The 24,720-nt window shown below is 62.4% G+C and carries 22 protein-coding genes; 18 read left to right on the forward strand and 4 right to left on the reverse strand.

What is annotated here, in order from left to right:
- Window positions 1-7: 7 nt before the first annotated feature.
- Window positions 8-1,285 (reverse strand): amino acid deaminase, encoded by a 1,278-nt coding sequence (locus BLQ92_RS13455; protein ID WP_090684992.1) that lies wholly within the window; start codon window positions 1,283-1,285, stop codon window positions 8-10.
- Window positions 1,286-1,470: 185 nt separating this feature from the next.
- On the opposite strand from BLQ92_RS13455, the gene BLQ92_RS13460 reads away from it, so the two are divergent.
- From BLQ92_RS13460 to BLQ92_RS13470, 3 genes are all read left to right on the forward strand, one after another.
- Window positions 1,471-2,361, forward strand: a complete 891-nt coding sequence (locus BLQ92_RS13460) for a MurR/RpiR family transcriptional regulator (protein ID WP_090684993.1) — start codon at window positions 1,471-1,473, stop codon at window positions 2,359-2,361.
- 3 nt (window positions 2,362-2,364) lie between these two features.
- Window positions 2,365-3,846, forward strand: coding sequence for an N-acyl-D-amino-acid deacylase family protein (locus tag BLQ92_RS13465; RefSeq protein ID WP_090684994.1), 1,482 nt, complete (start codon window positions 2,365-2,367; stop codon window positions 3,844-3,846).
- Window positions 3,847-3,929: 83 nt separating this feature from the next.
- Window positions 3,930-4,322 carry a RidA family protein gene (locus BLQ92_RS13470; RefSeq protein WP_090684995.1) on the forward strand — a complete coding sequence of 131 codons (393 nt, stop codon included), beginning with the start codon at window positions 3,930-3,932 and terminating at the stop codon, window positions 4,320-4,322.
- 744 nt (window positions 4,323-5,066) lie between these two features.
- On the opposite strand, the gene queF is transcribed toward BLQ92_RS13470, so the two are convergent.
- The 3 genes from queF to ilvA are packed head-to-tail and all read right to left on the reverse strand — an operon-like array spanning window position 5,067 to window position 8,350.
- Window positions 5,067-5,891, reverse strand: coding sequence for an NADPH-dependent 7-cyano-7-deazaguanine reductase QueF (gene queF, locus BLQ92_RS13475; RefSeq protein WP_090684996.1), 825 nt, complete (start codon window positions 5,889-5,891; stop codon window positions 5,067-5,069).
- Window positions 5,888-6,805 carry a 5'-nucleotidase gene (locus BLQ92_RS13480; protein ID WP_090684997.1) on the reverse strand — a complete coding sequence of 306 codons (918 nt, stop codon included), beginning with the start codon at window positions 6,803-6,805 and terminating at the stop codon, window positions 5,888-5,890. The genes queF and BLQ92_RS13480 overlap by 4 nt, the downstream gene beginning before the upstream one ends.
- Before the next feature lie 21 nt (window positions 6,806-6,826).
- Complete coding sequence (ilvA, locus tag BLQ92_RS13485) at window positions 6,827-8,350, reverse strand: threonine ammonia-lyase, biosynthetic (RefSeq protein WP_090684998.1); 1,524 nt, start codon at window positions 8,348-8,350, stop codon at window positions 6,827-6,829.
- 140 nt (window positions 8,351-8,490) lie between these two features.
- On the opposite strand from ilvA, the gene BLQ92_RS39970 reads away from it, so the two are divergent.
- The 15 genes from BLQ92_RS39970 to BLQ92_RS13560 all read left to right on the forward strand — a co-directional run bounded on the left by BLQ92_RS39970 (window position 8,491) and on the right by BLQ92_RS13560 (window position 24,696).
- Window positions 8,491-8,634 (forward strand): hypothetical protein, encoded by a 144-nt coding sequence (locus BLQ92_RS39970; protein WP_175772034.1) that lies wholly within the window; start codon window positions 8,491-8,493, stop codon window positions 8,632-8,634.
- Between the two features lie 252 nt (window positions 8,635-8,886).
- Window positions 8,887-12,981, forward strand: a complete 4,095-nt coding sequence (locus BLQ92_RS13495) for a DUF3683 domain-containing protein (protein WP_090685000.1) — start codon at window positions 8,887-8,889, stop codon at window positions 12,979-12,981.
- Window positions 12,982-13,015: 34 nt separating this feature from the next.
- Window positions 13,016-13,444, forward strand: a complete 429-nt coding sequence (locus BLQ92_RS13500; RefSeq protein ID WP_090685001.1) for an HIT family protein — start codon at window positions 13,016-13,018, stop codon at window positions 13,442-13,444.
- A gap of 60 nt (window positions 13,445-13,504) precedes the next feature.
- Window positions 13,505-13,918 (forward strand): gamma-butyrobetaine hydroxylase family protein, encoded by a 414-nt coding sequence (locus BLQ92_RS13505; RefSeq protein WP_090685002.1) that lies wholly within the window; start codon window positions 13,505-13,507, stop codon window positions 13,916-13,918.
- Window positions 13,919-13,984: 66 nt separating this feature from the next.
- A complete protein-coding gene (gene ubiE / locus BLQ92_RS13510; RefSeq protein WP_090685003.1) occupies window positions 13,985-14,716 on the forward strand; it encodes a bifunctional demethylmenaquinone methyltransferase/2-methoxy-6-polyprenyl-1,4-benzoquinol methylase UbiE in 732 nt (243 codons plus the stop codon).
- Window positions 14,717-14,753: 37 nt separating this feature from the next.
- Entirely contained in the window at window positions 14,754-15,782 is a 1,029-nt protein-coding gene (locus BLQ92_RS13515; RefSeq protein ID WP_090685004.1) for a Tim44 domain-containing protein, read from the forward strand.
- Between the two features lie 113 nt (window positions 15,783-15,895).
- Window positions 15,896-16,540, forward strand: a complete 645-nt coding sequence (locus BLQ92_RS13520) for a ubiquinone biosynthesis accessory factor UbiJ (RefSeq protein ID WP_090685005.1) — start codon at window positions 15,896-15,898, stop codon at window positions 16,538-16,540.
- Window positions 16,541-16,555: 15 nt separating this feature from the next.
- Window positions 16,556-18,133 (forward strand): ubiquinone biosynthesis regulatory protein kinase UbiB, encoded by a 1,578-nt coding sequence (gene ubiB / locus BLQ92_RS13525; RefSeq protein ID WP_090685006.1) that lies wholly within the window; start codon window positions 16,556-16,558, stop codon window positions 18,131-18,133.
- A gap of 9 nt (window positions 18,134-18,142) precedes the next feature.
- Entirely contained in the window at window positions 18,143-18,784 is a 642-nt protein-coding gene (locus BLQ92_RS13530) for a methyltransferase domain-containing protein (RefSeq protein ID WP_090685007.1), read from the forward strand.
- Window positions 18,785-18,930: 146 nt separating this feature from the next.
- A complete protein-coding gene (locus BLQ92_RS13535; protein ID WP_090685008.1) occupies window positions 18,931-19,314 on the forward strand; it encodes an FmdB family zinc ribbon protein in 384 nt (127 codons plus the stop codon).
- Between the two features lie 74 nt (window positions 19,315-19,388).
- Window positions 19,389-20,042, forward strand: coding sequence for a DUF502 domain-containing protein (locus tag BLQ92_RS13540; RefSeq protein WP_074300791.1), 654 nt, complete (start codon window positions 19,389-19,391; stop codon window positions 20,040-20,042).
- A gap of 71 nt (window positions 20,043-20,113) precedes the next feature.
- On the forward strand, window positions 20,114-21,913 hold the full coding sequence (gene aspS, locus BLQ92_RS13545) for an aspartate--tRNA ligase (RefSeq protein ID WP_090685009.1): 1,800 nt from the start codon (window positions 20,114-20,116) through the stop codon (window positions 21,911-21,913).
- Window positions 21,914-22,086: 173 nt separating this feature from the next.
- A complete protein-coding gene (nudB, locus tag BLQ92_RS13550) occupies window positions 22,087-22,563 on the forward strand; it encodes a dihydroneopterin triphosphate diphosphatase (RefSeq protein WP_090685010.1) in 477 nt (158 codons plus the stop codon).
- A complete protein-coding gene (gene clsB / locus BLQ92_RS13555; RefSeq protein WP_090685011.1) occupies window positions 22,560-23,816 on the forward strand; it encodes a cardiolipin synthase ClsB in 1,257 nt (418 codons plus the stop codon). The genes nudB and clsB overlap by 4 nt, the downstream gene beginning before the upstream one ends.
- Before the next feature lie 280 nt (window positions 23,817-24,096).
- Window positions 24,097-24,696, forward strand: coding sequence for a TetR/AcrR family transcriptional regulator (locus BLQ92_RS13560; protein ID WP_090685012.1), 600 nt, complete (start codon window positions 24,097-24,099; stop codon window positions 24,694-24,696).
- The last annotated feature ends 24 nt before the right edge of the window (window positions 24,697-24,720 follow it).

The following is a 24,720-nucleotide window of genomic DNA, read 5'->3' on the forward strand; positions in this document are numbered from 1 at the left end:
GCCCGCTTCAGAAGAACGTCTCGATGACTTCCGTGACCTGATACGACGGATTGACCACCAGCAGCTGACGCCATTTATCGAACGTCAGACAGGGGTGCGAGATGTCGAAGGCGATCATGTCGCCGACCTTCAGATCCGCGCCCGCGGGAATCCGCAGATAGGCGTGCTGATCCATCATGCCGAAGATTTCCCAACCCTCGCTGGCCGCAATCTCGCGCGGCGCTTCCGTGCCCGGACGATAGTGCTTTGCGGGTTCCGGCATGCCGGCGTCGAAGGCGGAATCGCGCTTGCCGAGACCGATAATCGCGCGGTCCGGTTCGGGAATCGACTGCACGTACGCCCACAGTTGCAGCGCCGGCAACAGCCCTTCACCCATCTTCTTGGCGACCGGATTGCGCGCAAAGATATCCGTCTGCGCTTTCCGATAAACGCCCACGTCATGCGTCAGATAGCAGCCGGGGCGCAACACCACTTCGACCTGACCGGCCGCCGACGCCTTGACGAATTCCTCCGCGACCACGTCGTACCACGCCGAGCCCGCCCCCGACAGAATGGCCGGCGTGCGCGCAAAGCGACCTTCGTCAGCCAGCGTGCGCGTAATGGCGACAGCGTTCTGCAGAAACTCGCGGACTTCCTGCTCTTCCTTCAGCACGCCTTCATACAACTCCACGCCCGCAAGCTTGAGCGCATCCGGATAGCGCGCAATAGCCTCGAGCACGGCCGTGCGCTGCGCTTCATCGCGCACGCCAGTGCGACCACCGGGCACGCCGAGTTCGAGCAGCACGTTCAGCGATTTGCGCACCGAGCCGAAGAACTTGCCGAGCTGCTCGACGCCTTCCACCGAATCCACCAGACAGAAGAACTCGAACTCGGGATCGCTGAGCATCTCGGCGATCATGAGCATGTTGCGGCGGCCAACCAGTTGATTGGCCATCAGGATGCGCGACACGCCGCCGTGGTACGCGGCGCGCACCTGATGCGCGGTGGCGAGCGTGATGCCCCACGCGCCGGTTTCGAGCTGACGGCGAAACAGTTGCGGCGCCATGGTGGTCTTGCCGTGCGGCGCCAGCTTCACACCGTACTCCGCGACGAACGCCTGCATCCACTTCAGGTTGTGTTCGATGCGATCCGCGTAGAGCACGGCAGCCGGCAGGCTCACGTCCTCATTCAGCAGATTCCATTCAAGGCGGCCGGCGTCCATCAGCTGGATACTGGTGCCCGGAACCATGCCCAAGCCCTTGCTATAAGGATCAATCGTCGCGCCCTGATAGTTTGTAACTTTCATGTAATCCTGCTCCATCTTCCAGAAAAATTGCAGCGAAGTTGACTTTCGTATGTTACCGAAAGTAGCATACTTGCTGAAATGTTATTTAGTACCACGGCGCTGGCGCCGGCTGGTACAAGGTGCCGTGAACGGTGTTTTCAACTGCTTCCCGCGCCGCAACGGTCTCCCGATCCTGACGGTCCTTCATGAATTCCAGCGCTGAACCGCTTACTTTCGACATTGTCGCTCGCATCGCCGAATGCGCGCCGGAACTGCGCTCGGCCGAGCGCAAGGTGGCTGCGCTGATCCTCGACGATCTGACCGGCGCGTCGCGGGCGAGCATTGGCGCGCTGGCGCAGCAGGCTGGCGTCAGCGTCGCCACCGTCACGCGCTTTGCCAAGGCGGTGGGCTGCCGCGACGTGCGCGAACTGAAGCTGCGGCTGGCCCAGGCAGCGGCGGTGGGCCAGCGCTTCCTGCAAAGCGGCGCTAACGCCGATACGCCCGAACCGCTCGCCACCCGCGTGTTCGACGAAGTGCAGACCGCGCTGACACACAACCATCAGTTGCTGCGCCAGGCGCCGGTTGCCGAAGCGGCCGCCGCGCTGCGCGAGGCGCGCATGATCTATGTGTTCGGCATGGGCGGCGGTTCGACCGCGCTGGCCGATGAAATGCGCTTTCGTCTGGTGCGCCTCGGCAGGCCGGTGGCGACCTACCAGGACGGCTTGCTGCAACGGATGGTGGCAAGCACGGTATCGCGCGAATGTGTCGTGATTGCGTTATCGACCACCGGGCGGGTACCCGAGATGGTGGAGAACTGCCGCATTGCGCGCAGCTACGGCGCGACCTTGATTACACTGACCGCACCGGCCTCGCCGCTGGCGCGGCTGGCGGACTGGGTGATCCCGATCGTAGCCTTCGAAACCGATTTCATTTACAAGCCATCGTCATCCCGCTACGCGATGATGATGGCGCTCGACGTGCTCGTCACCGAACTTGCCGTTAGCCAGGGCGATGAGAGCCGCGAATTGCTGCGCCGCATGAAACATGCGCTGGATGCGCACCGTGGCGGCGGCGACCGACAACCGCTAGGAGACTGACTTATGCATTCGCATCCCGAAGCCGCGGATACGCTGATCATCGACGCACAACTGTACGACGGCACGGGCGCGCCGCCGGTCGAGCGCGACGTGGCGGTGCGCGACGGCAAGATTGTGGCGATCGGCAATCTGTCGAACTGGCTGGCCGAAGAAATTGTGGAAGCGAACGGCCGTGCGCTGGCGCCGGGTTTTATCGACGTCCACACCCACGACGACACCCACGTGATCCGCGCGCCGCAGATGCTGCCGAAGATCAGCCAGGGGGTGACGACGGTGATTGTCGGCAACTGCGGCATTAGCGCATCGCCGGTGACCCTGAAGGGCGAACCGCCGAACCCGATGATCCTGCTGGGCGAGCGCGACGCGTTTCAGTATCCGACCTTCGCCGCCTATGTCGAGGCGGTGAACGCCGCGCGCCCGGCGGTCAACGTTGGCGCGCTGATCGGGCATACGGCGCTGCGCAGCAACCACATGGACCAACTCGATCGCGCCGCGACGGCGCAGGAAATTGCCGGGATGCGCGCACAGCTCGAGGAGGCGCTCAAGCACGGCGCGCTCGGTTTGAGTTCGGGGCTGGCGTATAACTCGGCGTTCGCAGCGCCGCCAGAAGAGGTGATGGCGCTGGCGGAGCCGCTGGCCGCGGCGGGCGCGCTGTACACGACCCACATGCGCACCGAGTTCGACGCGATTCTCGATGCAATGGAAGAGGCGTACCAGGTGGGACGCCACGCGCGGGTGCCGGTGGTGATCTCGCATTTGAAGTGCGCCGGGCCGTCGAACTGGGGACGCAGCGTGGAGGTGCTGAAGTCGTTGGACGGCGCACGCCGCATGCAGCCGATCGGCTGCGACTGCTACCCGTACAACCGCAGTTCGTCGACGCTGGACCTGAAGCAGGTGACGGGCGATATCGACATCACGATTACCTGGTCGGAGCCGCACCCGGAGATGGCGGGCAAGCTGGTGAAGGAGATTGCGGCCGAGTGGGGCGTAACGCAGCAGGAGGCGGGCAAGCGCCTGCTGCCGGCGGGGGCGGTGTATCACAACATGTCGGAGGACGACGTGCGGCGCATCCTCTCGCATCCGGCGACGATGGTGGGTTCGGACGGCTTGCCTAACGATCCGTTGCCACATCCTCGGTTGTGGGGCGCGTTTCCGCGGGTGCTGGGGCATTACGCGCGGGATGCGGGATTGTTGTCGCTGGAGGAGGCGGTACGCAAGATGACGAGTTTGTCGGCACGGCGCTTTGGCTTGACGCAGCGTGGTGAGGTGCATATCGGGTACCACGCGGATCTGGTGTTGTTCGACCCGGCGCGAGTGCGGGATGCAGCGACGTTCGACAAGCCGCAGCAGCCGGCGGATGGGATTGACGCGGTGTGGGTGAATGGTGTGCTGTCGTATCGGGATGGGCAACCTACCGGCGAGCGGGCGGGGCATTTTGTGGCGCGTGGTGCGGCGTCGGTGGTGGATGCGCAGGGCGCGTTTTGAGGTTTTGGGTTTGAGTTTATTGACGCGGTCGCAGAGGGCTTTTTTTGCCTGCGTGCCGCTGGATCTTATAAGGAGTGTTTGAGATGAAGCGTTATGGCGTTGAGGGTGGCAAGGGGACCGGTGGGCAGCATATGCCGTTCGCGCGTGCGGTTGAAGCGGATGGCTGGTTGTTCGTGTCTGGGCAGACGCCGATGGAGAATGGCGAAGTGATTGAAGGCGGGATTGTGGCGCAGTCGCACAAGGCTATTCAGAATGTTTTTGCCATTCTCAAGGAAGCCGGTTATGGCGCCGAGCATGTGGTTCGGTGTGGGGTTTGGTTGGATGATCCGCGGGATTTTGCTTCGTTTAATAAGGTGTTTCGGGAGTATTTTGGGGAGAATCCTCCGGCGCGGGCATGTGTTGTGTCCAGCATGGTGATTGACTGCAAGGTTGAGGTTGACTGCGTCGCGTATAAGGCGCCTGCGGCTAAGGGGTAATGGTTTTTTTGCCTGCGGCGCCTTGGTGTTATCTTGGTCTGTCTTGCGGTGTTGGCCTTTCCTTGCGTTCTTAGTGGTCTATTAGCGTTGCCCCTGTGCGGGGCGGCACCTACTTTTCTTTGTCCCCCCCCAGGGGACTTCCTTCGGGGCGCCGGCCGCAAAGAAAAGTAGGCAAAAGAAAGCGGGCTCAAACCGCCAGCTCGTAGTGAGCCATCTCTGTACTTGATCCGGAAACGGGCCAACACAAGACCCGCCCTCGCACCACTCCCGTTAGTGACAAGGAGCTCATTCATCCCGCCAGCACACTGCGTGCGCGGCGGATCGGTCTGCAGCGGTAGAGTGCTTGGCCTGGCTGGTTTTTTGACGCGGCTAAATGTTTGGATAACTAAGTATAGATGCCGAAGCGCTAGCACGCCGGAAGTTATACCCATCGGCGGGGCGCGCAGCGCGACGCTGGAACGGATGATTGCCTTGTCACTACCGTGTGCGGTGCGAGGGCGGGTCTTGTCTTGGGCCGTTCCCGGTAGTAGACCGAGATGGCTCACTACAAGCTGACGGTGTGAGCCCGCTTTCTTTTGCCTACTTTTCTTTGCGGCCGGCGCCCCGAAGGAAGTCCCCTGGGGGGACAAAGAAAAGTAGGTGCCGCCCCGCACAGGGGCAACGCTAATAGACCAATATCAGATCAAGGAAAGGCCAACACCGCAGGAACAACAACCAAAACCAAGGCGCCGCAGGCAAAAAAGCCTACTGCCGCGCCGTGCGCAAATTATCCGGCATAGGCAAATTAAAGTTAGTCCGGAAGGGGTTGATATCAAGCCCACCGCGCCGCGTATAGCGTGCATAAACCGCCAACTTCAACGGCTTGCAGATCTTGAGGATGTCAACAAAGATCCTCTCAACACACTGCTCATGAAACCCGGTATGACTCCGGTAGGAAACAATATACCGAAGCAAACCTGCATGATCGATCTGCGGCCCAACATAGTGAATCTGCACACTCCCCCAATCAGGCTGTCCAGTCACAGGACAATTGGACTTGAGAAGATTAGAAAACACCGTCTCCTCAACAGGCGCCTCATCAAGCGCCGCCTTGAGCAAAGAAGCATCCGGCTGATAAACATCCGTATCCAGATCGAGCCGATCCAGCGAGGTCCCCTCAAACTCCTCAAGCGCCAGCTTGCCAAAGTCCATCGGCCCAGTCAGATGCACTGAAACACTCGCGCCGCAGGCAGCCGAAACATCCTTCTTGATCGTCTCCCGCACAGCCTCAAACGATTCAAAAGAACTCTGCGCAAACGACCCAAGATACAACTTGAACGACTTCGATTCGACTATATTCGGCGAATCCGCCGGCACATAAAAAGTCGCCACAGCAATCTGCGGTTTGCCGCGTCCATTCAGCCAGGAAAGCTCGTAAGCATTCCAGATGTCCGTCCCAAAGAACGGCAACTGCGCGCCAATGCCGATCGCCTCGCGCGCGGCCTTGCGCGCGATCGGAAAGAGCAGCGTCGCGTCGTACTGTTCGGTATAGGCGGCAGCTTTGCCAAGCGGTGATTGTTCGGGTGTCATGATGCGTTCACGATGCCACTCAGCACGTGCCCCGTCGCCGTCACGACGCGGGCCGATTCGCAGTGGCCAAGTTGATCGTCGAAGAAAAAGTCCGGCTCGAACTCACGCAAAAATGCGCTCTTGTCCAGCCCGCCGAGGAACATCGCTTCGTCGATTTCGATGTTCCACGCCATCAGTGTGCGGATCGCTCGTTCATGCGCCGGCGCCGAACGTGCCGTCACTAGCGCCGTCCGGATATGCATCGGCGCCGCCTGGGTCGGCGCGGCTTCGCCCGCCACGTTCTGCAAGCGATGCAACGCCTCCAGCAACGGCTTGAGCGGTCCGTCGGCTAACGGGAGATCCTTGTTGTGAATCTCGTGCCCGAGGAACGCGCGCAAGCCATCCTTCTGAAACACCCGCTCGGCTTCGTCGGAGAACAGCACGGCGTCGCCGTCGAAGGCAATCCGGATCTCGTCCGGGTATTTGCTCGCCATTTTCGCCGATTCCGGCAACACGCGTGCAGCCGGAAATCCCGCGGCCAACGCGTCGCGCACGTCCTCCTGATTGGCGGACAGAAACAGCGACGCATTCAGCGGCTTCAGATACCCAAACGGCGGCCGCCCGCGCGTGAACACGCCGCGCTCGATGCCCAAACCGTACTCGCGGCACGAATGGAACGCCCGCAAGCCGCTGATCGGATCGCTGCGTGACAGGATCACCACCTCGACCCGGTGTGCGCCCGCATTCAGCGCCAGCAGCTTGCGGATCAGCGGAAACGCCACGCCCGGCTTGGCCGGCACGCTCAACCGTTCGCGTTGCAGCGTTTCGTAGGCGTGCAGGTCGCCCTCCTCGTACACACGGTTCTCTTCCTCGAAGTCGAACAGCGCGCGCGATGAAATCGCCACCACCAGTTTGTCCTGAAGCGAAAAGGCCATCTGTGCAGTCCGGATGGCCGCTTACGCGAGGAACAGCCGGTACACCGGGTTCGTCGTCTCTTCCCAGTACGGATAGCCGAGTGTCGCGAGGAAACGGTCGAATTCGTTGTTCTCCGTGCCAGGCACCTGGATTCCCACCAGGATCGAGCTGTAATCCGCCCCCTGATTCCGGTAATGGAACAGGCTGATATTCCAGTTCGGCGCCATCGACGACAGGAACTTCATCAGCGCGCCCGGCCGTTCCGGGAATTCGAAGCGGAACAGGCGCTCGTCGTGCGCGAGCGGCGAACGCCCGCCCACCATGTAGCGGATGTGCTGCTTCGACAGTTCGTCGAAGGTCAGATCGACGGTGGCAAAGCCATGTGCCTCAAACGCGCCCGCGATCTGCGCCGATTCGCTGCGATTCCTGATCTGCACGCCCACGAAGATATGAGCGGAGTTTGCATCCGCGATCCGGTAGTTGAATTCGGTGACGCTGCGCGTGCCGACCAGTTCGCAGAAGCGCTTGAAACTGCCGCGCTCTTCGGGGATCGTCACGGCGAACACCGCTTCGCGCGCCTCACCGACCTCGGCGCGTTCGGCCACGAAGCGCATCCGGTCGAAATTCATGTTCGCGCCGGAGGTGACGGCGATCAGCGTCTGATTTTCGATGCCTTCGCGCTCCGCATATTGCTTCGCGCCGGCTACCGCCAGCGAGCCCGCGGGTTCCAGCACGCTGCGCGTGTCCTGGAAGACGTCCTTGATCGCCGCGCACAGGGCGTCGGTGTTCACGATCAGCACGTCGTCCAGATACTCGCGGCACAGCCGGAAGGTTTCCTCGCCGACCAGCTTGACGGCGGTGCCGTCCGAAAACAGGCCCACTTCGTTCAGCGTAACGCGCTCGCCGGCCTTCAGGGACTGCGCCATTGCGCAGGAATCGTCGGTCTGCACGCCGATTACCTTGATCTCCGGGCGCACCGACTTGACGTAAGCGGCAACCCCGGCCGCGAGGCCACCGCCGCCGATCGGCACGAAGATCGCGTGAATCGGCCCCTGGTGCTGGCTCAGGATCTCCATTGCCACCGTGCCTTGGCCGGCAATCACATACGGATCGTCGAACGGATGGACGAAGGTCAGGCCACGTTCTTCCTGCAGCTTGGCTGCATGCGCGTAAGCATCGCTATACGACTCGCCCACCTGTACGACCTCGACAGTCGGGCCGCCATGCGCGCGCACTGCGTCGACCTTCACCTGCGGCGTGGTGACAGGCACCACGATGATTGCCTTCACGCCCATGCGGGCCGCCGACAGCGCCACGCCCTGAGCGTGATTGCCGGCCGAGGCCGTAATCACGCCGCGCTCCAGCGCTTCAGCCGGAATGTGCGCCATCTTGTTGTACGCCCCGCGCACCTTGAACGAGAACACCGGCTGATTGTCCTCGCGCTTCAGGTAAATCGGATTGCGCAGCCGTGCCGACAGGTTCGGCGCATGTTCGAGTTCGGTCTCGCGGGCGACGTCGTAGACGCGCGCGGTCAGGGTTTTCTTCAGGTAGTCGTGGGAAGCCATGCGGGTGGCGCGGTGCGCTGTGTGAGACGGGAAAGGACAATGATAGCGCCAACGGCCCGCCGTCTGGCCTCTACCGAATGGCCAGGGTGCAGGAAGGGCGCCCACCCGACCGTCCGGTCGAGGAATTCCGGACTCACCAGATGGAACATATTTCCGAATCTTTCGATGCAAAAGCCCTGCTGCAGCCCGATTTGAGCGTCAACGCGCTTGCGCATCATGCGGTAGAATTCGATTTTGGAACAAGGATCGGAAGATGCACCGGCAGCCACGGATGGCCCATTTGATGCCCGCCCCGCGAGAGTCTCATTCCGCGGCGCAGCGGCACGTCGGCCAGCCGCACCTCTGCTGCTCACGATCGTGTAGCTGCATCTGAGCGCCGCGAAGCGGCCGGCGTGTGTTGCCCGCCGGCAGGTGCTTCGCCCAACTAGAAGATTTCCAGAATTGCGCCCCACGCGCATCGTCAGACGGCGCCTCCCTAACGTTTCTTAATCACTGATTGGGGAGCGTGGCCAACTGACCTACCGAGTCGTCCAAACATGAACGCACCTCAAGTATTCGATCCGCACGGAGCCGCCGCCGCGGTGGCAGCCGACCCTGAAGCGCGCCTGCGCGAAATCCCCTATAACTACACCTCGTTTTCCGATCGCGAAATCGTGATCCGCCTGCTGGGTAGCGAAGCGTGGGATGCTTTGGCCGAATTGCGTGCCGAACGCCGCACTGGCCGCTCGGCACGCATGCTGTACGAAGTGCTCGGCGACATCTGGGTGGTACGCCGCAATCCGTATCTGCAGGACGACCTGCTCGACAACCCGAAACGCCGGACTCTGCTGATCGAAGCGCTGCATCACCGTCTCACCGAGATTGACAAGCGCCGTCGCGCCGACCTTACTGAGCACGGCGATGAAGCGGGTGTAGACCGCGCTGCACGCGTCGAAACGCTGGTCGTTGCCGCGCGCCGTGCCGTGGATGACTTCGCCAGCGAGTTCGACAAGACCGCTGAACTGCGCCGCCGCGCCAACAAGGTGTTGGGCCGCGTCACGCAGAAAGACAACATCAAGTTCGACGGGCTGTCACGCGTGTCTCACGTGACCGACGCGACCGACTGGCGTGTCGAGTATCCGTTCGTCGTGCTGACGCCGGACACCGAAGCCGAGATTGCCAGCATGATCAAGGCCTGCTTCGAACTCGGCCTGACCGTGATTCCGCGTGGGGGCGGCACGGGTTATACAGGCGGCGCAGTGCCGCTGACGCCGTTCTCCGCGGTCATCAACACCGAGAAGCTCGAACAGCTCGGCGCAGTCGAGCTGACCGAATTACCGGGCGTGCCGAACAAGGTGGCGACGATTTTCTCGGGTGCCGGTGTTGTCACGCGCCGTGTGACCGAGGCCGCCGAACAGGCCGGCTACGTGTTCGCGGTCGACCCGACTTCGCTCGACGCTTCCTGTATCGGCGGCAACGTCGCCATGAACGCGGGCGGCAAGAAGGCCGTGTTGTGGGGCACCGCGCTCGACAACCTCGCCTGGTGGCGCATGGTTGACCCGGAAGGCAACTGGCTCGAAGTCACGCGTCTTGACCACAACATGGGCAAGATCCATGACATCGCGGTCGCGCGCTTCGAACTGAAGTGGTTCGACGGCGAATACGCGCCGGGCGAGAAGCTGCTGCGCACCGAGTCGCTCGACATCCAAGGCCGCGTGTTCCGTAAGGAAGGTCTCGGCAAGGACGTTACGGATAAATTCCTCGCCGGACTGCCCGGCATCCAGAAGGAAGGCTGCGACGGGCTGATCACGTCGGCCCGTTGGGTGTTGCACAAGATGCCTGCGCATACGCGCACTGTCTGCCTCGAGTTCTTCGGCCAGGCGCGCGACGCGATTCCGAGCATCGTCGAAATCAAGGACTACCTGTTTGAAACGTCGAAGCAGGGCGGTGCGATTCTCGCCGGCCTCGAACATCTCGACGAACGCTATCTGCGCGCGGTCGGCTATGCGACCAAGAGCAAGCGCAACGCGTTTCCGAAGATGGTGCTGATCGGCGACATCGTTGGTGACGATGCGGACGCGGTGGCGCAAGCCACCTCGGAAGTGGTGCGCATGGCTAACGGCAAGAGCGGCGAAGGCTTCGTCGCCGTGAACGCCGAGGCGCGCAAGCGCTTCTGGCTGGACCGCAGCCGTACCGCCGCGATTGCGAAGCACACCAACGCCTTCAAGATCAACGAAGACGTGGTGATTCCGCTTAACCGGATGGGCGAGTACACCGACGGCATCGAACGCATCAACATCGAACTGTCGATCAAGAACAAGCTGCAACTGCTCGACGCGCTCGAAACGTTCTTCAAGAGTGGCAAGCTGCCGCTCGGCAAGAGCGACGACGCCAACGAGATTCCGAGCGCTGAACTGCTCGAAGACCGCGTGCAGCACGCGCTCGATCTGCTCAAGCATGTCCGCACCCGCTGGGAATTCCTGCGCGACAAGCTCGACTTGTCCTTGCGCGAAGCCCAGCATTACCTGGTCGGACTCGGCTACGAAGCGCTCGCGGAGAAGTTCGCCGATCGCGCTGACGCACAGCCTGATGCCACCGTGTTCCATGTCACCCAGGACCGTACGATCCGCGTGTCGTGGAAGCAGGAAATCCGTGCCGAACTACGCCAGATCTTCAACGGCGGCGAATTCAAGCCGATCCTCGAAGAAGCCCAGGCGATCCACAAGCAGGTGCTGCGCGGCCGCGTGTTTGTCGCGCTGCACATGCACGCAGGCGACGGCAACGTGCACACGAACCTCCCCGTCAACTCCGACAACTACGAGATGCTGCAGGACGCCCACACGGCGGTCGCACGCATCATGAAGCTGGCGCGTTCGCTGGACGGCGTGATTTCGGGCGAGCACGGCATCGGCATTACGAAGCTGGAATTCCTGACCGAGGACGAGATCGGCGAATTCCGTAAGTACAAGCAACGCGTCGATCCGCATGGCCGCTTCAATGCGGGCAAGCTGCTCGAAGGCGCGGACTTGCGCAACGCCTACACGCCGAGCTTCGGGCTGATGGGCTATGAATCGCTGATCATGCAGCAGTCCGACATCGGCGCCATTTCCGAGTCGATCAAGGACTGCCTGCGTTGCGGCAAGTGCAAGCCGGTCTGCGCCACGCACGTGCCGCGCGCCAACCTGCTGTACAGCCCGCGCAACAAGATTCTCGCCACTTCGCTGCTGGTCGAGGCGTTCCTGTACGAGGAGCAGACGCGCCGCGGCGTGTCGATCAAGCACTGGGACGAGTTCAACGACGTCGCCGACCACTGCACGGTCTGTCACAAGTGCGTGACGCCGTGCCCGGTGAAGATCGACTTCGGCGATGTCACGATGAACATGCGCAATCTGCTGCGCAAGATGGGCAAGAAGAAGTTCAATGCGGGCAACGCGGCCGGCATGTTCTTCCTCAACGCCACCAATCCGCAGACGATTAACCTCGCGCGCACCGCAATGATGGGCGTCGGCTACAAGGCGCAGCGCCTCGGCAACGACGTGCTGAAGAAGTTCGCAAAGAAGCAGACGGCGCACCCGCCGGCTACCGTCGGCAAGCCGAAGGTGGTGGAGCAGGTGATCCACTTCATGAACAAGAAGATGCCGGGCAACCTGCCGAAGAAGACGGCGCGCGCGTTGCTGGACATCGAAGACAACAAGATCGTGCCGATCATCCGCAACCCGAAGACCACCACGGTGGATACGGAAGCGGTGTTCTATTTCCCGGGTTGCGGCTCCGAGCGTCTGTTCTCGCAGGTGGGTCTCGCGACCCAGGCCATGCTGTGGGAAGCCGGCGTGCAAACCGTGCTGCCGCCGGGCTACCTGTGCTGCGGCTATCCGCAACGCGGCTCGGGCCAGTTCGACAAGGCCGAGAAGATCGTCACGGATAACCGCGTGCTGTTCCACCGCGTCGCCAACACGCTTAACTACCTCGACATCAAGACGGTGGTGGTGTCATGCGGCACGTGTTACGACCAGCTCGCCGGTTACGAATTCGAGAAGATTTTCCCGGGTTGCCGGATCATCGACATTCACGAGTTCCTGCTCGAGAAGGGCATGAAGCTCGACGGCGTGAGCGGCACGCGCTACATGTATCACGACCCGTGCCACACGCCGATCAAGACGATGGACCCGGTCAAACTCGTCAATGAGTTGATGGGTTCGGAGAAGGACGGCTACAAGATCGAGAAGAACGATCGTTGCTGTGGCGAATCCGGCACACTTGCAGTGACGCGTCCTGATGTTTCGACGCAGGTCCGCTTCCGCAAGGAAGAGGAGATCCGCAAGGGGGCGGCGAAGCTGCGCGGGATTCCTGTGGTGGCCGAAGCGGGCGCCAGTGGGATCAATCTGGGCAACGCCCCGGCGGATGCGGCAGGTGCCCCGAACGGCTCGCTGCCCAAGGCTGGCAACGGTTCAGCGTCGAACGGCGCCCCCGACGTGAAGATCCTCACGAGCTGCCCGTCCTGCCTGCAAGGGCTGTCGCGCTACAACGAGGACGCCAACATCGAGGCGGACTACATCGTCGTCGAAATGGCGCGCCACGTGCTGGGTGAAGACTGGATGGCGGATTACGTCCAACGTGCCAACAATGGCGGAATCGAGCGCGTGCTGGTTTAATGGCACGACTGACGGTTTCCGCTTGAGGACGACGATGGACTGTGTATTTTGCCGTGAAGATGGCGGCGACGTGCTGTGGCAGGACGACTCGCTGCGCGTCGTCCTCGCCGACGAACATGATTACCCGGGCTTTTGCCGGGTGATCTGGAACAAGCACGTTGCCGAGTTCTCGGATCTCGCCGAGACCGACCGCGACCGCGTGATGCGCGCGGTCTACGCGGTCGAGCGCGCCATGCGGCGCATCCTGCAACCGGTCAAGGTGAACCTGGCGAGCCTCGGCAACCAGGTGCCGCACGTGCACTGGCATGTGATTCCGCGTTTCTCGAACGACGCCCATTTCCCGCTGCCGATCTGGGCGCCGCGCCAGCGCACGGTGTCGGAGGCGCTGCTATCGTCGCGCCGCGCGCAGGCTACCTTGCTGCGCGACGCGGTGCGTCACGAAATCGAACAAGCTCTTGGCTGAGCGTCCCCGAAGCTGTCGCTTCGCGCCAAACCCCTCAAGGGGGTTACGAATGAGGTCAACATGAGTGGACTGACTCCCGACACACCGGTGCCGACCGGGGTGGTCGTGCACGCTAAATCGCGCGTACTCGAACTGCAATACGCAAATGGCGAATCGTTTCGCGTGCCGTTCGAGCTGCTGCGCGTCTATTCGCCTTCGGCGGAAGTACGCGGCCACGGGCCGGGGCAGGAGACGCTGCAGACCGGCAAGCGCGAGGTGACGATCACCGCAATCGAGGGCGTGGGCAATTACGCGCTGCAGCCGACCTTCTCGGACGGCCACTCCACCGGGCTTTACTCGTGGGATCTGCTGTATGACATCGCCACCCGCCAGGATGAACTCTGGCAGGAGTATCTCGACAAACTTAAAGCGGCCGGCGTCGACCGCGACGCCCCAATGGTGTCAGCCAGCGCCCCGCACGGTCATTGTCACTGATACGATTCGGCCTGACGCCGCGGTGATGCGGCGCAACATTCAAGAATACGCGAAAGGACGAACGCGATGAGCAAAACCCACTTCGGCTTTCAGACAGTCGACGAACAGGAAAAAGCGCAGAAGGTGGCAGGCGTGTTCCACTCCGTTGCCTCCAACTACGACCTGATGAATGACCTGATGTCGGGCGGGTTGCACCGGGCGTGGAAAATCTTCACGATTGCCCAGGCGAACGTCCGGCCGGGCTACAAGGTGCTGGATATCGCGGGCGGCACGGGCGACCTCTCCAAGGAATTCGCCAAAAAGGCGGGTCCGACCGGCGAGGTCTGGCATACGGATATCAACGAATCGATGCTGCGCGTGGGCCGCGACCGCCTGCTCGACAAGGGCATCATCACCCCAGCCCTATTGTGCGATGCGGAAAAAATTCCCTTTCCGGACAACTACTTCGATGTGGTGACGGTGGCTTTCGGGCTGCGCAACATGACCCACAAGGACATCGCGCTGGCGGAAATGCGCCGCGTGCTGAAGCCGGCCGGACGTCTGCTGGTGCTGGAATTCTCCAAAGTGTGGGATCCGCTTAAAAAAGTCTACGACGTCTATTCGTTCAAGGTGCTGCCGTGGCTCGGCGACCGCTTTGCGAAGGACGCCGAGAGCTACCGTTACCTGGCGGAATCGATCCGCATGCATCCCGACCAGGAAACTTTAAAAACAATGATGGAACAAGCTGGCCTCGACGGCGTCAAATATTACAATTTGTCAGCTGGTGTGGTAGCTTTACACGTGGGGACCAAATACTAGGGTCCCTAACCCATCGTTTTTAAAGGAAAATTTAATCATGTCCGATTCGCGTTTGTTATCTGACCGTAAGGTTTCCAGGTCGTTGGCGAGGAGAATCGGGCTGGCGGCCATGGTCGGTCTGATCGCGGTTGCCACCGTCGCCTCGCTCGACGCAGAGGCAAAACGCATGGGCGGCGGCCGTAGCGTCGGCCGTCAGCAATCCACCACCATGCAGCGGCAAACCACGCCGCCGGTCCAACCTGGTCAATCTCCGCAGCAATCGGCTCAAGCCGCTCAGGCGCAGCGCGCGGCACCGGCGCCGACCCCGGCCGCCGCGCCTAACCGCTCGCGCTGGTTGGGGCCGATCGCCGGTCTGGCCGCGGGTTTGGGTATCGCTGCGCTGCTCTCGCACTTCGGGCTGGGTGAGGCGTTTGCCGGAGCAATGGCCAATATGCTCGTGATCGCCGCGATCGCGATGCTGGCGATCTGGCTGATCCGCCGCTTCATGAATCGCAAGCGTGATGCGACCGCACCGGCGTATGCGGGTGCGTCGCCGAGCCTGAGCGCAGGGCCTAACGGCGGGTACTCGCAGGAGCCGAGCTTCACGCAGTCGCCGTCGGCGCAAAGCGGTGCTTACCTTGAACCGCAGCGCAATGCCGCGCTGGCTACGCCCGCGATGCAGGCGGCGCCCGTAGTGCCGGCTGGCTTCGATTCGGACGCCTTTGTCCGCAACGCCAAGGTGTACTTCGTGCGCCTGCAGGCCGCCTGGGACGTGGGCAACATCGCCGATATCCGCGAATTCACGACGCCGGAAATGTTCGCCGAAGTGAAGATCGACCTGGATGCGCGCGGTCCGGAGTCCAATCTGACCGACGTGGTGCAGTTGAACGCCGAGTTGCTGGGCGTCGAAGACCGCGGCAGCGAGTATCTCGCCAGCGTGCGCTTTTCCGGCCTGATCCGCGAGACCTCGGGCGCGCCGGCCGAGCCGTTCATGGAGGTCTGGAACCTCTCGAAGTCGACCCGCGCCGGTGAAGGCTGGTTGCTCGCCGGGATTCAGCAGGTGGATGAGGCGGCTCCCGCGCACTAACGTCAAGCCTTGTGCATAGGCTGAACGGCTGAGTAAGCCGGGAAGCGAACGGACGTTACAATAGGAACCCGCACGGGCACATCGCCCGCGCGGGTTTTTTCTTGCCACTCTCAATGACCCTCGCCGCCAAGCCCTTCGCTGCTGCCGTCAATCATCTGCTCGCCCGCGAATCGTGGGCACGTGAGCGCCTCGCCCCCTACGCCGGCAAGACCGCCCGGCTATCCTGCCCGCCGGTCGTGCTGATGCTGCTGGTCCAGCCGGACGGTTATCTGGCTGCGGTCGACGAAACGCAAGCTCAGCAGTTCGACGTCACCATCTCGGTGCCGTCCGACGCATTGCCGGCCTTCGTGCAGGGCGGTCAGGCGGCCGTGATGAAGCACGTGAAAATCGAAGGCGACGCGGAGTTCGCCACGGCAATCGCGAAGCTCGCCGAGCATCTGCGCTGGGAGCCCGAGGAAGACCTGGCAAGGCTGATCGGCGATGGTCCGGCGTGGCGGGTGGCAACGGTGGCTCGCTCGGTCGCTGAGCATGCGCGCCGCACCGGCCGCAATTTGCTCGACTCGGTCGCCGAATACCTGCTCGATGAAAATCCGCAACTGGTGCGCCGCGCCGCGCTCGACGAGTTCAACACCGAACTCGCTCGCGCCCGCGATGCGCTGGCACGCGTCGAAAAGCGCCTCGAGCGCCTTGAACAGAAGGTCGAAGCCCGCGGCGTCAATGCGCCGGGCGGCGCCGCCACGTCGCGCGGCACGCGCTAGTCATCGGGCTCAACTATGCGTTTTCTGCGTTTCCTCAAGATTTTCTTTACGGTCATCCGCTTCGGTCTCGATGAGATGATGCTGAGCCGCATCAACGACCGCCGCGTGCGGTTGTTGCTGCGCATCACCACCATCGGCCGCAAGTTCGACCAGCCGCCAGGCGTGCGGTTGCGTCTCGCGCTAGAAAGCCTCGGGCCGATCTTCGTGAAGTTCGGCCAGGTCCTGTCTACGCGGCGCGACCTGCTGCCGGTCGATATCGCCAACGAACTCGCCAAGCTGCAGGACCAGGTGCCGCCGTTTCCGTCGGAGGTGGCGATCGGTCTCGTCGAGAAGTCGCTCGGCGCGCCGGTGGACGTGCTGTTCGACGATTTCGAACGGGTGCCGGTGGCAAGCGCCTCGATTGCGCAGGTGCACTTCGCGAAGGTCAAGGCCGGCCAGCACGCCGGCAAGGCCGTCGCGGTGAAGGTGCTGCGCCCGAACATGCTGCCCGTGATCGACTCGGACCTCGCGCTGCTGCGCGATATCGCCGTGTGGGCCGAGCGCCTGTGGGCCGACGGCAAACGCCTGAAGCCGCGCGAGGTGGTGGCCGAATTCGACAAGTATCTGCACGACGAACTCGACCTGATGCGCGAGGCTGCCAACGGCAGCCAGTTGCGCCGTAACTTCGCTGGGCTCGATCTGCTGCTGGTGCCGGAAATGTACTGGGAGTTTTGCACGCCCACCGTGCTGGTGATGGAGCGCATGGTCGGCGTGCCGATCAGCCAGGTGGAGACGTTGCGCGCCGCAGGCGTGGACATTCCGAAGCTGGCCCGCGAAGGCGTCGAGATCTTCTTTACCCAGGTGTTCCGCGACGGCTTTTTCCACGCCGACATGCACCCCGGCAACATTCAGGTGAGTCTCGATCCCGCGCACTTCGGGCGCTATATCGCGCTCGACTTCGGCATCATCGGCGCGCTGTCGGACTTCGACAAAAACTACCTCGCGCAGAACTTTCTGGCGTTCTTCAAGCGTGACTACCACCGGGTCGCCACGCTGCACCTGGAGTCGGGCTGGGTGCCGCCTACTACGCGGGTTGAGGAACTGGAGAGCGCGATTCGCGCGGTCTGCGAGCCGTACTTCGACCGCGCTCTAAAGGACATCTCGCTGGGGCAGGTGCTGATGCGCCTGTTTTCCACGTCACGCCGTTTCAACGTCGAGATCCAGCCACAACTCGTACTGCTGCAGAAGACGATGCTGAACGTCGAAGGGCTTGGGCGTTCGCTCGACCCCGAACTCGACTTGTGGAAGACGGCCAAGCCTTACCTTGAGCGCTGGATGAACGAACAGATCGGTCTGCGTGGCTGGTTCGAGCGGCTCAAGATCGAGGCGCCGCAGTGGAGCAAGACGCTGCCGCAATTGCCGCGTCTGATCCATCACGTGCTGGCCGAGCGTCATGACAGCCAGCGCGGTCCGAGCGACGACACGATCCGGCAGATCCTGCTCGAACAGAAGCGTACCAACCGGTTGCTGCAAGGCTTGCTGCTATTCGGTATTGCGGTGGGCGTCGGCGCGGTGGTGGCGCGGGCGTGGCTGGCGCTGGCCTATGGTGGTTAGGGGAGAGAGATGAGTGATCCAACCGAACCTGCACAATCCCCGAACGCCATAGGCGCCGACTTCGCCACGCGCGATCCGAATTCGCCGGCCTTCTGGGACGAGCGCTTCGAGCGCGGCTTCATACCTTGGGACCAGGCCGGCGTGCCCGCGGCGTTTCAAGCCTTTGCGACGCGCCACCCCGATGCAGCCGTGTTGATCCCGGGTTGTGGCAGCGCCTGGGAAGCTCTGTGGCTTGCCCGCCAGGGGCGTCGCGTGCAGGCGATCGATTTCTCGCCCGCCGCAGTAGCGGCAGCACGCGCCCAACTGGGTGCGCACGCAAACGTGGTCGATCAAGCCGATTTCTTCGCCTGGCAGCCGCCCTTCACAGCGGGTTGGATGTACGAACGCGCGTTTCTATGTGCGCTCCCGAAAGCCCGCCGCGCCGACTACGCGCAACGCATGGCCGCGCTGCTGCCGGCGGGCGCTCTGCTGGCCGGCTTCTTCTTTTTGGGCGACACGCCGAAAGGCCCGCCGTTCGGCATCGAGCGAGCTGAGCTAGACGCCTTGCTGACCCCGTACTTCGATCTGCTCGAAGACGAGCCGGTCAGCGACTCGATTCCGGTGTTCGCCGGCCGCGAACGCTGGCTCACCTGGCGGCGCCGGGACCAGTAGGGACTTGATCCTGCGCCAGACGCCCCCATCTGCGCGAACAGTGGCTGCGCCAGCCGGCCGCCCCCGAAAACCGGGGGTGGCGGATCGTTTGCGGCTATAATTCAAGGCTTTGCAAGCGTTTACCAGATTACTGTAGGGAAAAGATCATGCCGATCTACGCGTATCGCTGCGAATCATGCGGCTTCGGGAAGGACGTGCTTCAGAAGATGAGCGACGCCCCGCTGACGAACTGCCCTGAGTGCGGGAAAGACAGCTTCCGCAAGCAGGTGACCGCGGCCGGGTTTCAGTTGAAGGGTTCGGGCTGGTATGTAACCGATTTCCGCGGCGGCAATAGCGCAAGCGGCGCAGCCGCCCCGAATGGCGCGAATGGCGATAAAGCAGCCGCGTCGGCGAAGACCGAAGGCGGCTCAGCCGAAGCCGGTGCGGCCAGTTCGTCGGCCAGCACCGCCGAGAGCTCCTCGAGCGCCGCCGCAGCACCGGCAGCGCCTGCGGCCGCAACGGCTACCACGAGCGGTTCCGGCAGCGCCTAGCTTGCGTTGCCGCCTCGATGAGGCGGCGCATTCGCCGCACCCGGCCGCGCCGGGGTGGCTTTCTGGCGATACACATGACGACGAAAAAAGCGACGCTTAAATCGGTGTTCCTGACCGGCCTGCTGGTGCTGGTGCCGTTGGCCATTACGTTGTGGGTGCTCGGCCTGATCATCGGCACGATGGATCAGACGCTGCTGTTGCTGCCGGAGTCGTGGCAGCCGGAGCGCGCCTTGGGCTTCCGTCTGCCGGGCCTGGGCGCTGTGCTGACGCTGGCGTTCATTTTCATCGTCGGACTGTTGACGCAAAACTTCATCGGGCAGAAGCTCGTGAAGTGGTGGGAACTCCTCGTCGGTCATATCCCCGTGGTCGGGCCGATCTACACGAGCGTCAAGCAGGTGTCGGATACCTTGCTATCGAGCAGCGGCAATGCGTTTCGCAAGGCCTTGCTCATCGAGTATCCGCGCAAGGGTTCCTATACGATTGCGTTTTTGACCGGGATTCCGGGCGGCGACGTGGTCAACCACCTGAAGGAAGATCACGTCAGCGTGTACGTGCCGACTACGCCGAACCCGACGTCCGGTTTCTTCCTGATGGTGCCGAAGAGCGAAGTGGTCGAACTCGATATGACAGTCGACGCTGCGCTCAAGTACATTGTCTCGATGGGCGTGGTGGCGCCGTCCGCGCCGCCGGCGCAGGTGCGTCGTTCCACCATCGAGCCGCCGATGTAATGCCGGCGCGCATTGTTTCAGTTTCATGAGCTGCGCGCCGTTCAACTAATGCAAAACGAAAGACAAACATCATGTCGATGCGATCTGAATATTGCGGTCTGGTGACCGAAGAACTGTTGGGCCAAACCGTGTCGCTGTGCGGCTGGGTGAGCCGTCGCCGTGACCACGGCGGCGTTATCTTCATCGACCTGCGCGACCGTGAAGGCCTCGTTCAGGTCGTGTGCGACCCGGATCGCGCGGAGATGTTCAAGACCGCCGAAGGCGTGCGCAACGAGTTTTGCGTGCAGATCAAGGGTGTCGTGCGCAACCGTCCGGAAGGCACGACCAACGCCACTCTGAAGAGCGGCAAGATCGAAGTGCTGTGCCACGAACTGAACGTGCTGAACGCGTCGGTGACGCCGCCGTTCCAGCTCGACGACGACAACCTGTCGGAAACCACGCGTCTCACGCACCGCGTGCTCGACCTGCGCCGTCCGCAGATGCAGCACAACCTGCGTCTGCGTTACCGCGTCGCGATCGAAGTGCGTAAGTACCTGGACTCGCTGGGCTTCATCGACATCGAAACGCCGATGCTCACGAAGAGCACGCCGGAAGGCGCGCGCGACTACCTCGTGCCGTCGCGTACCAACGCTGGTCAGTTCTTCGCGCTGCCGCAGTCGCCGCAGCTCTTCAAGCAGCTGCTGATGGTGGCGAACTTCGATCGCTACTACCAGATCGTCAAGTGCTTCCGCGACGAAGACCTGCGCGCCGACCGTCAGCCGGAATTCACGCAGATCGACTGCGAAACCTCGTTCCTCTCCGAACAGGAAATCCGCGATCTGTTCGAAGCGATGATCCGTCACGTCTTCAAGGTGACGATCGGCGTCGAACTGGACGAAAAATTTCCGGTGATGGAGTACTCGGAAGCCATGCGCCGTTTCGGTTCGGACAAGCCGGATCTGCGCGTGAAGCTCGAATTCACCGACCTGACCGACGCCGTCAAGGACGTCGACTTCAAGGTGTTCAGCACGCCGGCCAACACCAAGGACGGCCGTGTTGCAGCACTGCGCGTGCCGAAGGGCGGCGAGCTCTCGCGTGGCGATATCGACAGCTACACGGAATTCGTGCGCATCTATGGCGCGAAGGGTCTGGCCTGGATCAAGGTCAATGAAGTCGCGAAGGGCCGTGACGGTCTGCAAAGCCCGATCGTCAAGAACCTGCACGACGAAGCGGTCAAGGCGATCATCGAGCGCACCGGCGCACAAGACGGCGACATCATTTTCTTCGCGGCGGATCGCGCGAAGGTCGTCAACGACAGCCTCGGCGCTCTGCGTCTGAAGATCGGTCACTCGGAATTCGGCAAGGCCAACGGCCTCGTCGAAACCGGCTGGAAGCCGCTGTGGGTGGTGGACTTCCCGATGTTCGAATACGACGAAGAAGAAAACCGCTACGTCGCCGCGCATCACCCGTTCACGAGCCCGAAGGACGAGCACCTCGAGTATCTGGAAACGGATCCGGGCCGCTGCTTGGCCAAGGCCTACGACATGGTGCTGAACGGCTGGGAAATCGGTGGCGGTTCGGTGCGTATTCACCGTGAAGAAGTGCAGAGCAAGGTGTTCCGCGCGCTCAAGATCAATGCGGAAGAAGCACGCGCCAAGTTCGGCTTCCTGCTCGACGCGCTGCAATACGGCGCGCCGCCGCACGGCGGTATCGCCTTCGGTCTCGACCGCATCATCACGATGATGGCCGGCGCCGATTCGATCCGCGACGTGATCGCGTTCCCGAAGACGCAACGCGCACAGTGTCTGCTCACGCAGGCGCCGAGCGAAGTGGATGAGCGTCAGTTGCGCGAGTTGCACATCCGTCTGCGCCAGCCGGAAGCGAAGGCGTAAGGCTAGCAGACTACTTGAGCGGCCCCGGCGGGCCGCAGTCAAGCAAACGAAAAAGGCGCGTCACGCGCCTTTTTCGTTTTTTGCGTTACAGTCGCAGCAACACCCCAAGCGACACGCCAGCATAACCGTCGACCGACATGTATCGCGCGCCGTGCGCGCCTAGTCTTATCGCCATGCCGAAACCGCCGAAGATTCCCGAATCCGTACTTGTCGTCATCCATACCCCGGGGCTCGATGTGCTGCTTATCGAGCGCGCCGACCGCGCGGGCTTCTGGCAGTCGGTGACCGGCTCGAAAGACCGCCTCGACGAACCGCTTGCCGAGACCGCCGCACGCGAAGTGGCGGAGGAAACCGGCATCGTGATCGGCAGCGCAGCCGTGCCGCATGACGCGTTGTTCGACTGGCAGTATCAGATCGAGTATGAGATCTACCCGGTCTGGCGGCATCGCTATGCCGAGGGCGTGACGCGCAACACCGAGCACTGGTTCAGCCTGCAGGTACCCGAACGCTGCGAGGTGACGCTCGCCCCGCTCGAACATACCGCACACGTCTGGCTGCCCTACGAAGAAGCCGCAGAGCGTTGCTTTTCATCGTCGAATGCCGACGCGATCCTGCAGTTGCCGCGGCGCCTGCAGGGGCGGTTCCGATGACGGGCGGCGGTCCGCGCGGTCTCGAGCGGCTGCGGCAGACCCTGTTCGGTCGTCGCTACTGGTCGAAATATCGCTTCACCGCCGGTAACGAAGTCCAACTGTTTCGCTCAGGCGAGGCGTTTTTCGAGTCGCTGATTGCGCGGGTCGATGCCGCCGAGAAAGACGTCGTTCTCGAAACCTATATCTTCTGCAACGACAGCGCGGGCCAGGCCATTAGCGCTGCGTTGCTGCGCGCCGCTGCACGAGGCGTGCGAGTGCGCGTGATTACGGATGGCATCGGCACCGCGCGTTTGCCGCTCTTCAACGACTGGCCGGCTCGCGGCGTCGAGCATCTGATCTACAACCCACACCTGTTCGGCCGCTTCGGTTTTTCGCGCACGCATCGCAAGCTCGCGGTGGTCGACGACCAGTTCGCCTGGTGCGGCGGCATCAATATCGTCGACGACTATGAGAACGACGGCGTGCGTTTGCCGTATCGCCGCTGGGACTTCGCGGTGGAGTTGCAGGGGCCCGTGGTGGCCGATGTGCGCGAAGCCTTCGAGGCGCAATGGCACCGCATCCGTTTCGGCCACCGTCCGGTCGAATCGCTGCAACCGGATCTCAGCCTCAAGGACGACTCCAATTCCGCCACGCCGAACCGCGGCCGCAACCGCAGCGCCGATCTGCGCGGCGCCGGCGAGCCGGCAGTGGCGTTCGTGGCGCGCGACAACCTGATCAACCGCCGCGCCATCGAAAAGGCGTATCTCGCCGCGATCGGTCAGGCGCGCAAGGAAGTGCTGCTCGCCAATCCTTACTTCATGCCGGGCCGCAAGCTGCGCCGCGCGCTGGTGTTCGCGGCACGGCGCGGGGTGGAGGTGAAACTGATCATCGGCAGGAAGGAGTTCGCCGCGCTCGACTATGCGGTGCCATTCCTCTACCGCTCGCTGCTGAAAGCCGGCGTGAAGATCGCCGAATACGAAAAGACCATGCTGCACGGCAAGGTGGCCGTAGTCGATTCGAACTGGGGTACCGTGGGTTCGTCGAACCTCGACGCGCTGAGCCTGATGCTCAACAACGAGGCCAACGTCGTGCTGGTGCAGGATCCGCAGATCGACGCGCTGCGCGAGGCGATCCTCAGCGCGTTCGACGAATCGCGCCGTATCGATCTGGCCCATTACGAAGCGCGTCCTGCCGGTGAGCGCTTGCTGAACTGGCTGGCTTACACAACTTACCGTGCAGTCATGAAGCTGCTCACCGTGGGCGGCTACGACTAACCCGCAGCACGCTTCACGCGTAGTCGGGATAAACCCGGGCTTACAGTCTGGGTGGCTTACAGGCTTAAATCAGGCCCCACATTGCCGTATGACAGACGTCAAACGCGGCAAGGCAAACGCCTCTAAAAAATCTCCCTCGTCTGATTGACGTATGACGCAAAATTGATGCTCCGGTTAGAAACCGGTTTCTAATAAAGTCCTTGTTTCGCGGACGGCAGCACTCAATAATAGTACGGCCGTTCGATTTTTCTTTCGGTCACATAAGAACGGTAAAACAGCTATGCGAAAAGGCGAACAAACGCGAGCCGCGATTCTCGAAGCAGCACTCGATCTGGCAAGCCGCGACGGACTGGAAGGTCTGACGATTGGGCTGCTGGCCGAGCGCATGCAGATGAGCAAGAGCGGCGTGTTTGCGCACTTCGGCTCGCGCGAGGACTTGCAGGTTGAAGTGGTGCGCGAATATCACCGTCGTTTCGAAGACGAGGTGTTTTTCCCGAGTCTGCGTGAACCGCGCGGCTTGCCGCGTTTGCGCGCAATGATCTCCCGCTGGATTGAGAAACGCATTCAGGAGGTCACCACTGGGTGCATCTACATCAGCGGTGCGGTCGAGTACGACGACCGCGCGGACAACCCGGTGCGCGAGCAACTGGTGTCGAGCGTGACGATCTGGCGTGCTGCGCTGACCCGGGCCATTTCGCAGGCAATGGAAGAAGGGCATCTGCGCTCGGACACGGATCCGCAACTGATGCTCTTCGAACTGTACAGCTTCACGCTCGGCCTGCATCACGATGCACGCTTCCTGCACTTGCCGGATGCTGTGCCTCTCACGTGGGCCGCGCTCGAAAAATTGATTGTTTCGTATCAGAGCGAAAGCCGTTAGCAGGGCGGCCGGATCCGTTGGATC

This window comes from Paraburkholderia phenazinium, from assembly GCF_900100735.1.
GTDB classification, from domain to species: Bacteria; Pseudomonadota; Gammaproteobacteria; order Burkholderiales; family Burkholderiaceae; genus Paraburkholderia; species Paraburkholderia phenazinia.

Coding starts and splice junctions, on each gene's coding strand:
- ubiE (WP_090685003.1), top strand. CDS start 13,985: ATGAGCAAAACCCACTTCGGCTTTCAGACAGTCGACGAACAGGAAAAA.
- BLQ92_RS13500 (WP_090685001.1), top strand. CDS start 13,016: ATGGACTGTGTATTTTGCCGTGAAGATGGCGGCGACGTGCTGTGGCAG.
- BLQ92_RS13505 (WP_090685002.1), top strand. CDS start 13,505: ATGAGTGGACTGACTCCCGACACACCGGTGCCGACCGGGGTGGTCGTG.
- BLQ92_RS39970 (WP_175772034.1), top strand. CDS start 8,491: ATGGAACATATTTCCGAATCTTTCGATGCAAAAGCCCTGCTGCAGCCC.
- BLQ92_RS13465 (WP_090684994.1), top strand. CDS start 2,365: ATGCATTCGCATCCCGAAGCCGCGGATACGCTGATCATCGACGCACAA.
- clsB (WP_090685011.1), top strand. CDS start 22,560: ATGACGGGCGGCGGTCCGCGCGGTCTCGAGCGGCTGCGGCAGACCCTG.
- BLQ92_RS13480 (WP_090684997.1), bottom strand. CDS start 6,805: ATGGCCTTTTCGCTTCAGGACAAACTGGTGGTGGCGATTTCATCGCGC.
- aspS (WP_090685009.1), top strand. CDS start 20,114: ATGTCGATGCGATCTGAATATTGCGGTCTGGTGACCGAAGAACTGTTG.
- BLQ92_RS13455 (WP_090684992.1), bottom strand. CDS start 1,285: ATGAAAGTTACAAACTATCAGGGCGCGACGATTGATCCTTATAGCAAG.
- BLQ92_RS13530 (WP_090685007.1), top strand. CDS start 18,143: ATGAGTGATCCAACCGAACCTGCACAATCCCCGAACGCCATAGGCGCC.
- ilvA (WP_090684998.1), bottom strand. CDS start 8,350: ATGGCTTCCCACGACTACCTGAAGAAAACCCTGACCGCGCGCGTCTAC.
- BLQ92_RS13495 (WP_090685000.1), top strand. CDS start 8,887: ATGAACGCACCTCAAGTATTCGATCCGCACGGAGCCGCCGCCGCGGTG.
- BLQ92_RS13535 (WP_090685008.1), top strand. CDS start 18,931: ATGCCGATCTACGCGTATCGCTGCGAATCATGCGGCTTCGGGAAGGAC.
- queF (WP_090684996.1), bottom strand. CDS start 5,891: ATGACACCCGAACAATCACCGCTTGGCAAAGCTGCCGCCTATACCGAA.
- BLQ92_RS13515 (WP_090685004.1), top strand. CDS start 14,754: ATGTCCGATTCGCGTTTGTTATCTGACCGTAAGGTTTCCAGGTCGTTG.
- BLQ92_RS13540 (WP_074300791.1), top strand. CDS start 19,389: ATGACGACGAAAAAAGCGACGCTTAAATCGGTGTTCCTGACCGGCCTG.
- BLQ92_RS13460 (WP_090684993.1), top strand. CDS start 1,471: ATGAATTCCAGCGCTGAACCGCTTACTTTCGACATTGTCGCTCGCATC.
- nudB (WP_090685010.1), top strand. CDS start 22,087: ATGCCGAAACCGCCGAAGATTCCCGAATCCGTACTTGTCGTCATCCAT.
- ubiB (WP_090685006.1), top strand. CDS start 16,556: ATGCGTTTTCTGCGTTTCCTCAAGATTTTCTTTACGGTCATCCGCTTC.
- BLQ92_RS13520 (WP_090685005.1), top strand. CDS start 15,896: ATGACCCTCGCCGCCAAGCCCTTCGCTGCTGCCGTCAATCATCTGCTC.
- BLQ92_RS13560 (WP_090685012.1), top strand. CDS start 24,097: ATGCGAAAAGGCGAACAAACGCGAGCCGCGATTCTCGAAGCAGCACTC.
- BLQ92_RS13470 (WP_090684995.1), top strand. CDS start 3,930: ATGAAGCGTTATGGCGTTGAGGGTGGCAAGGGGACCGGTGGGCAGCAT.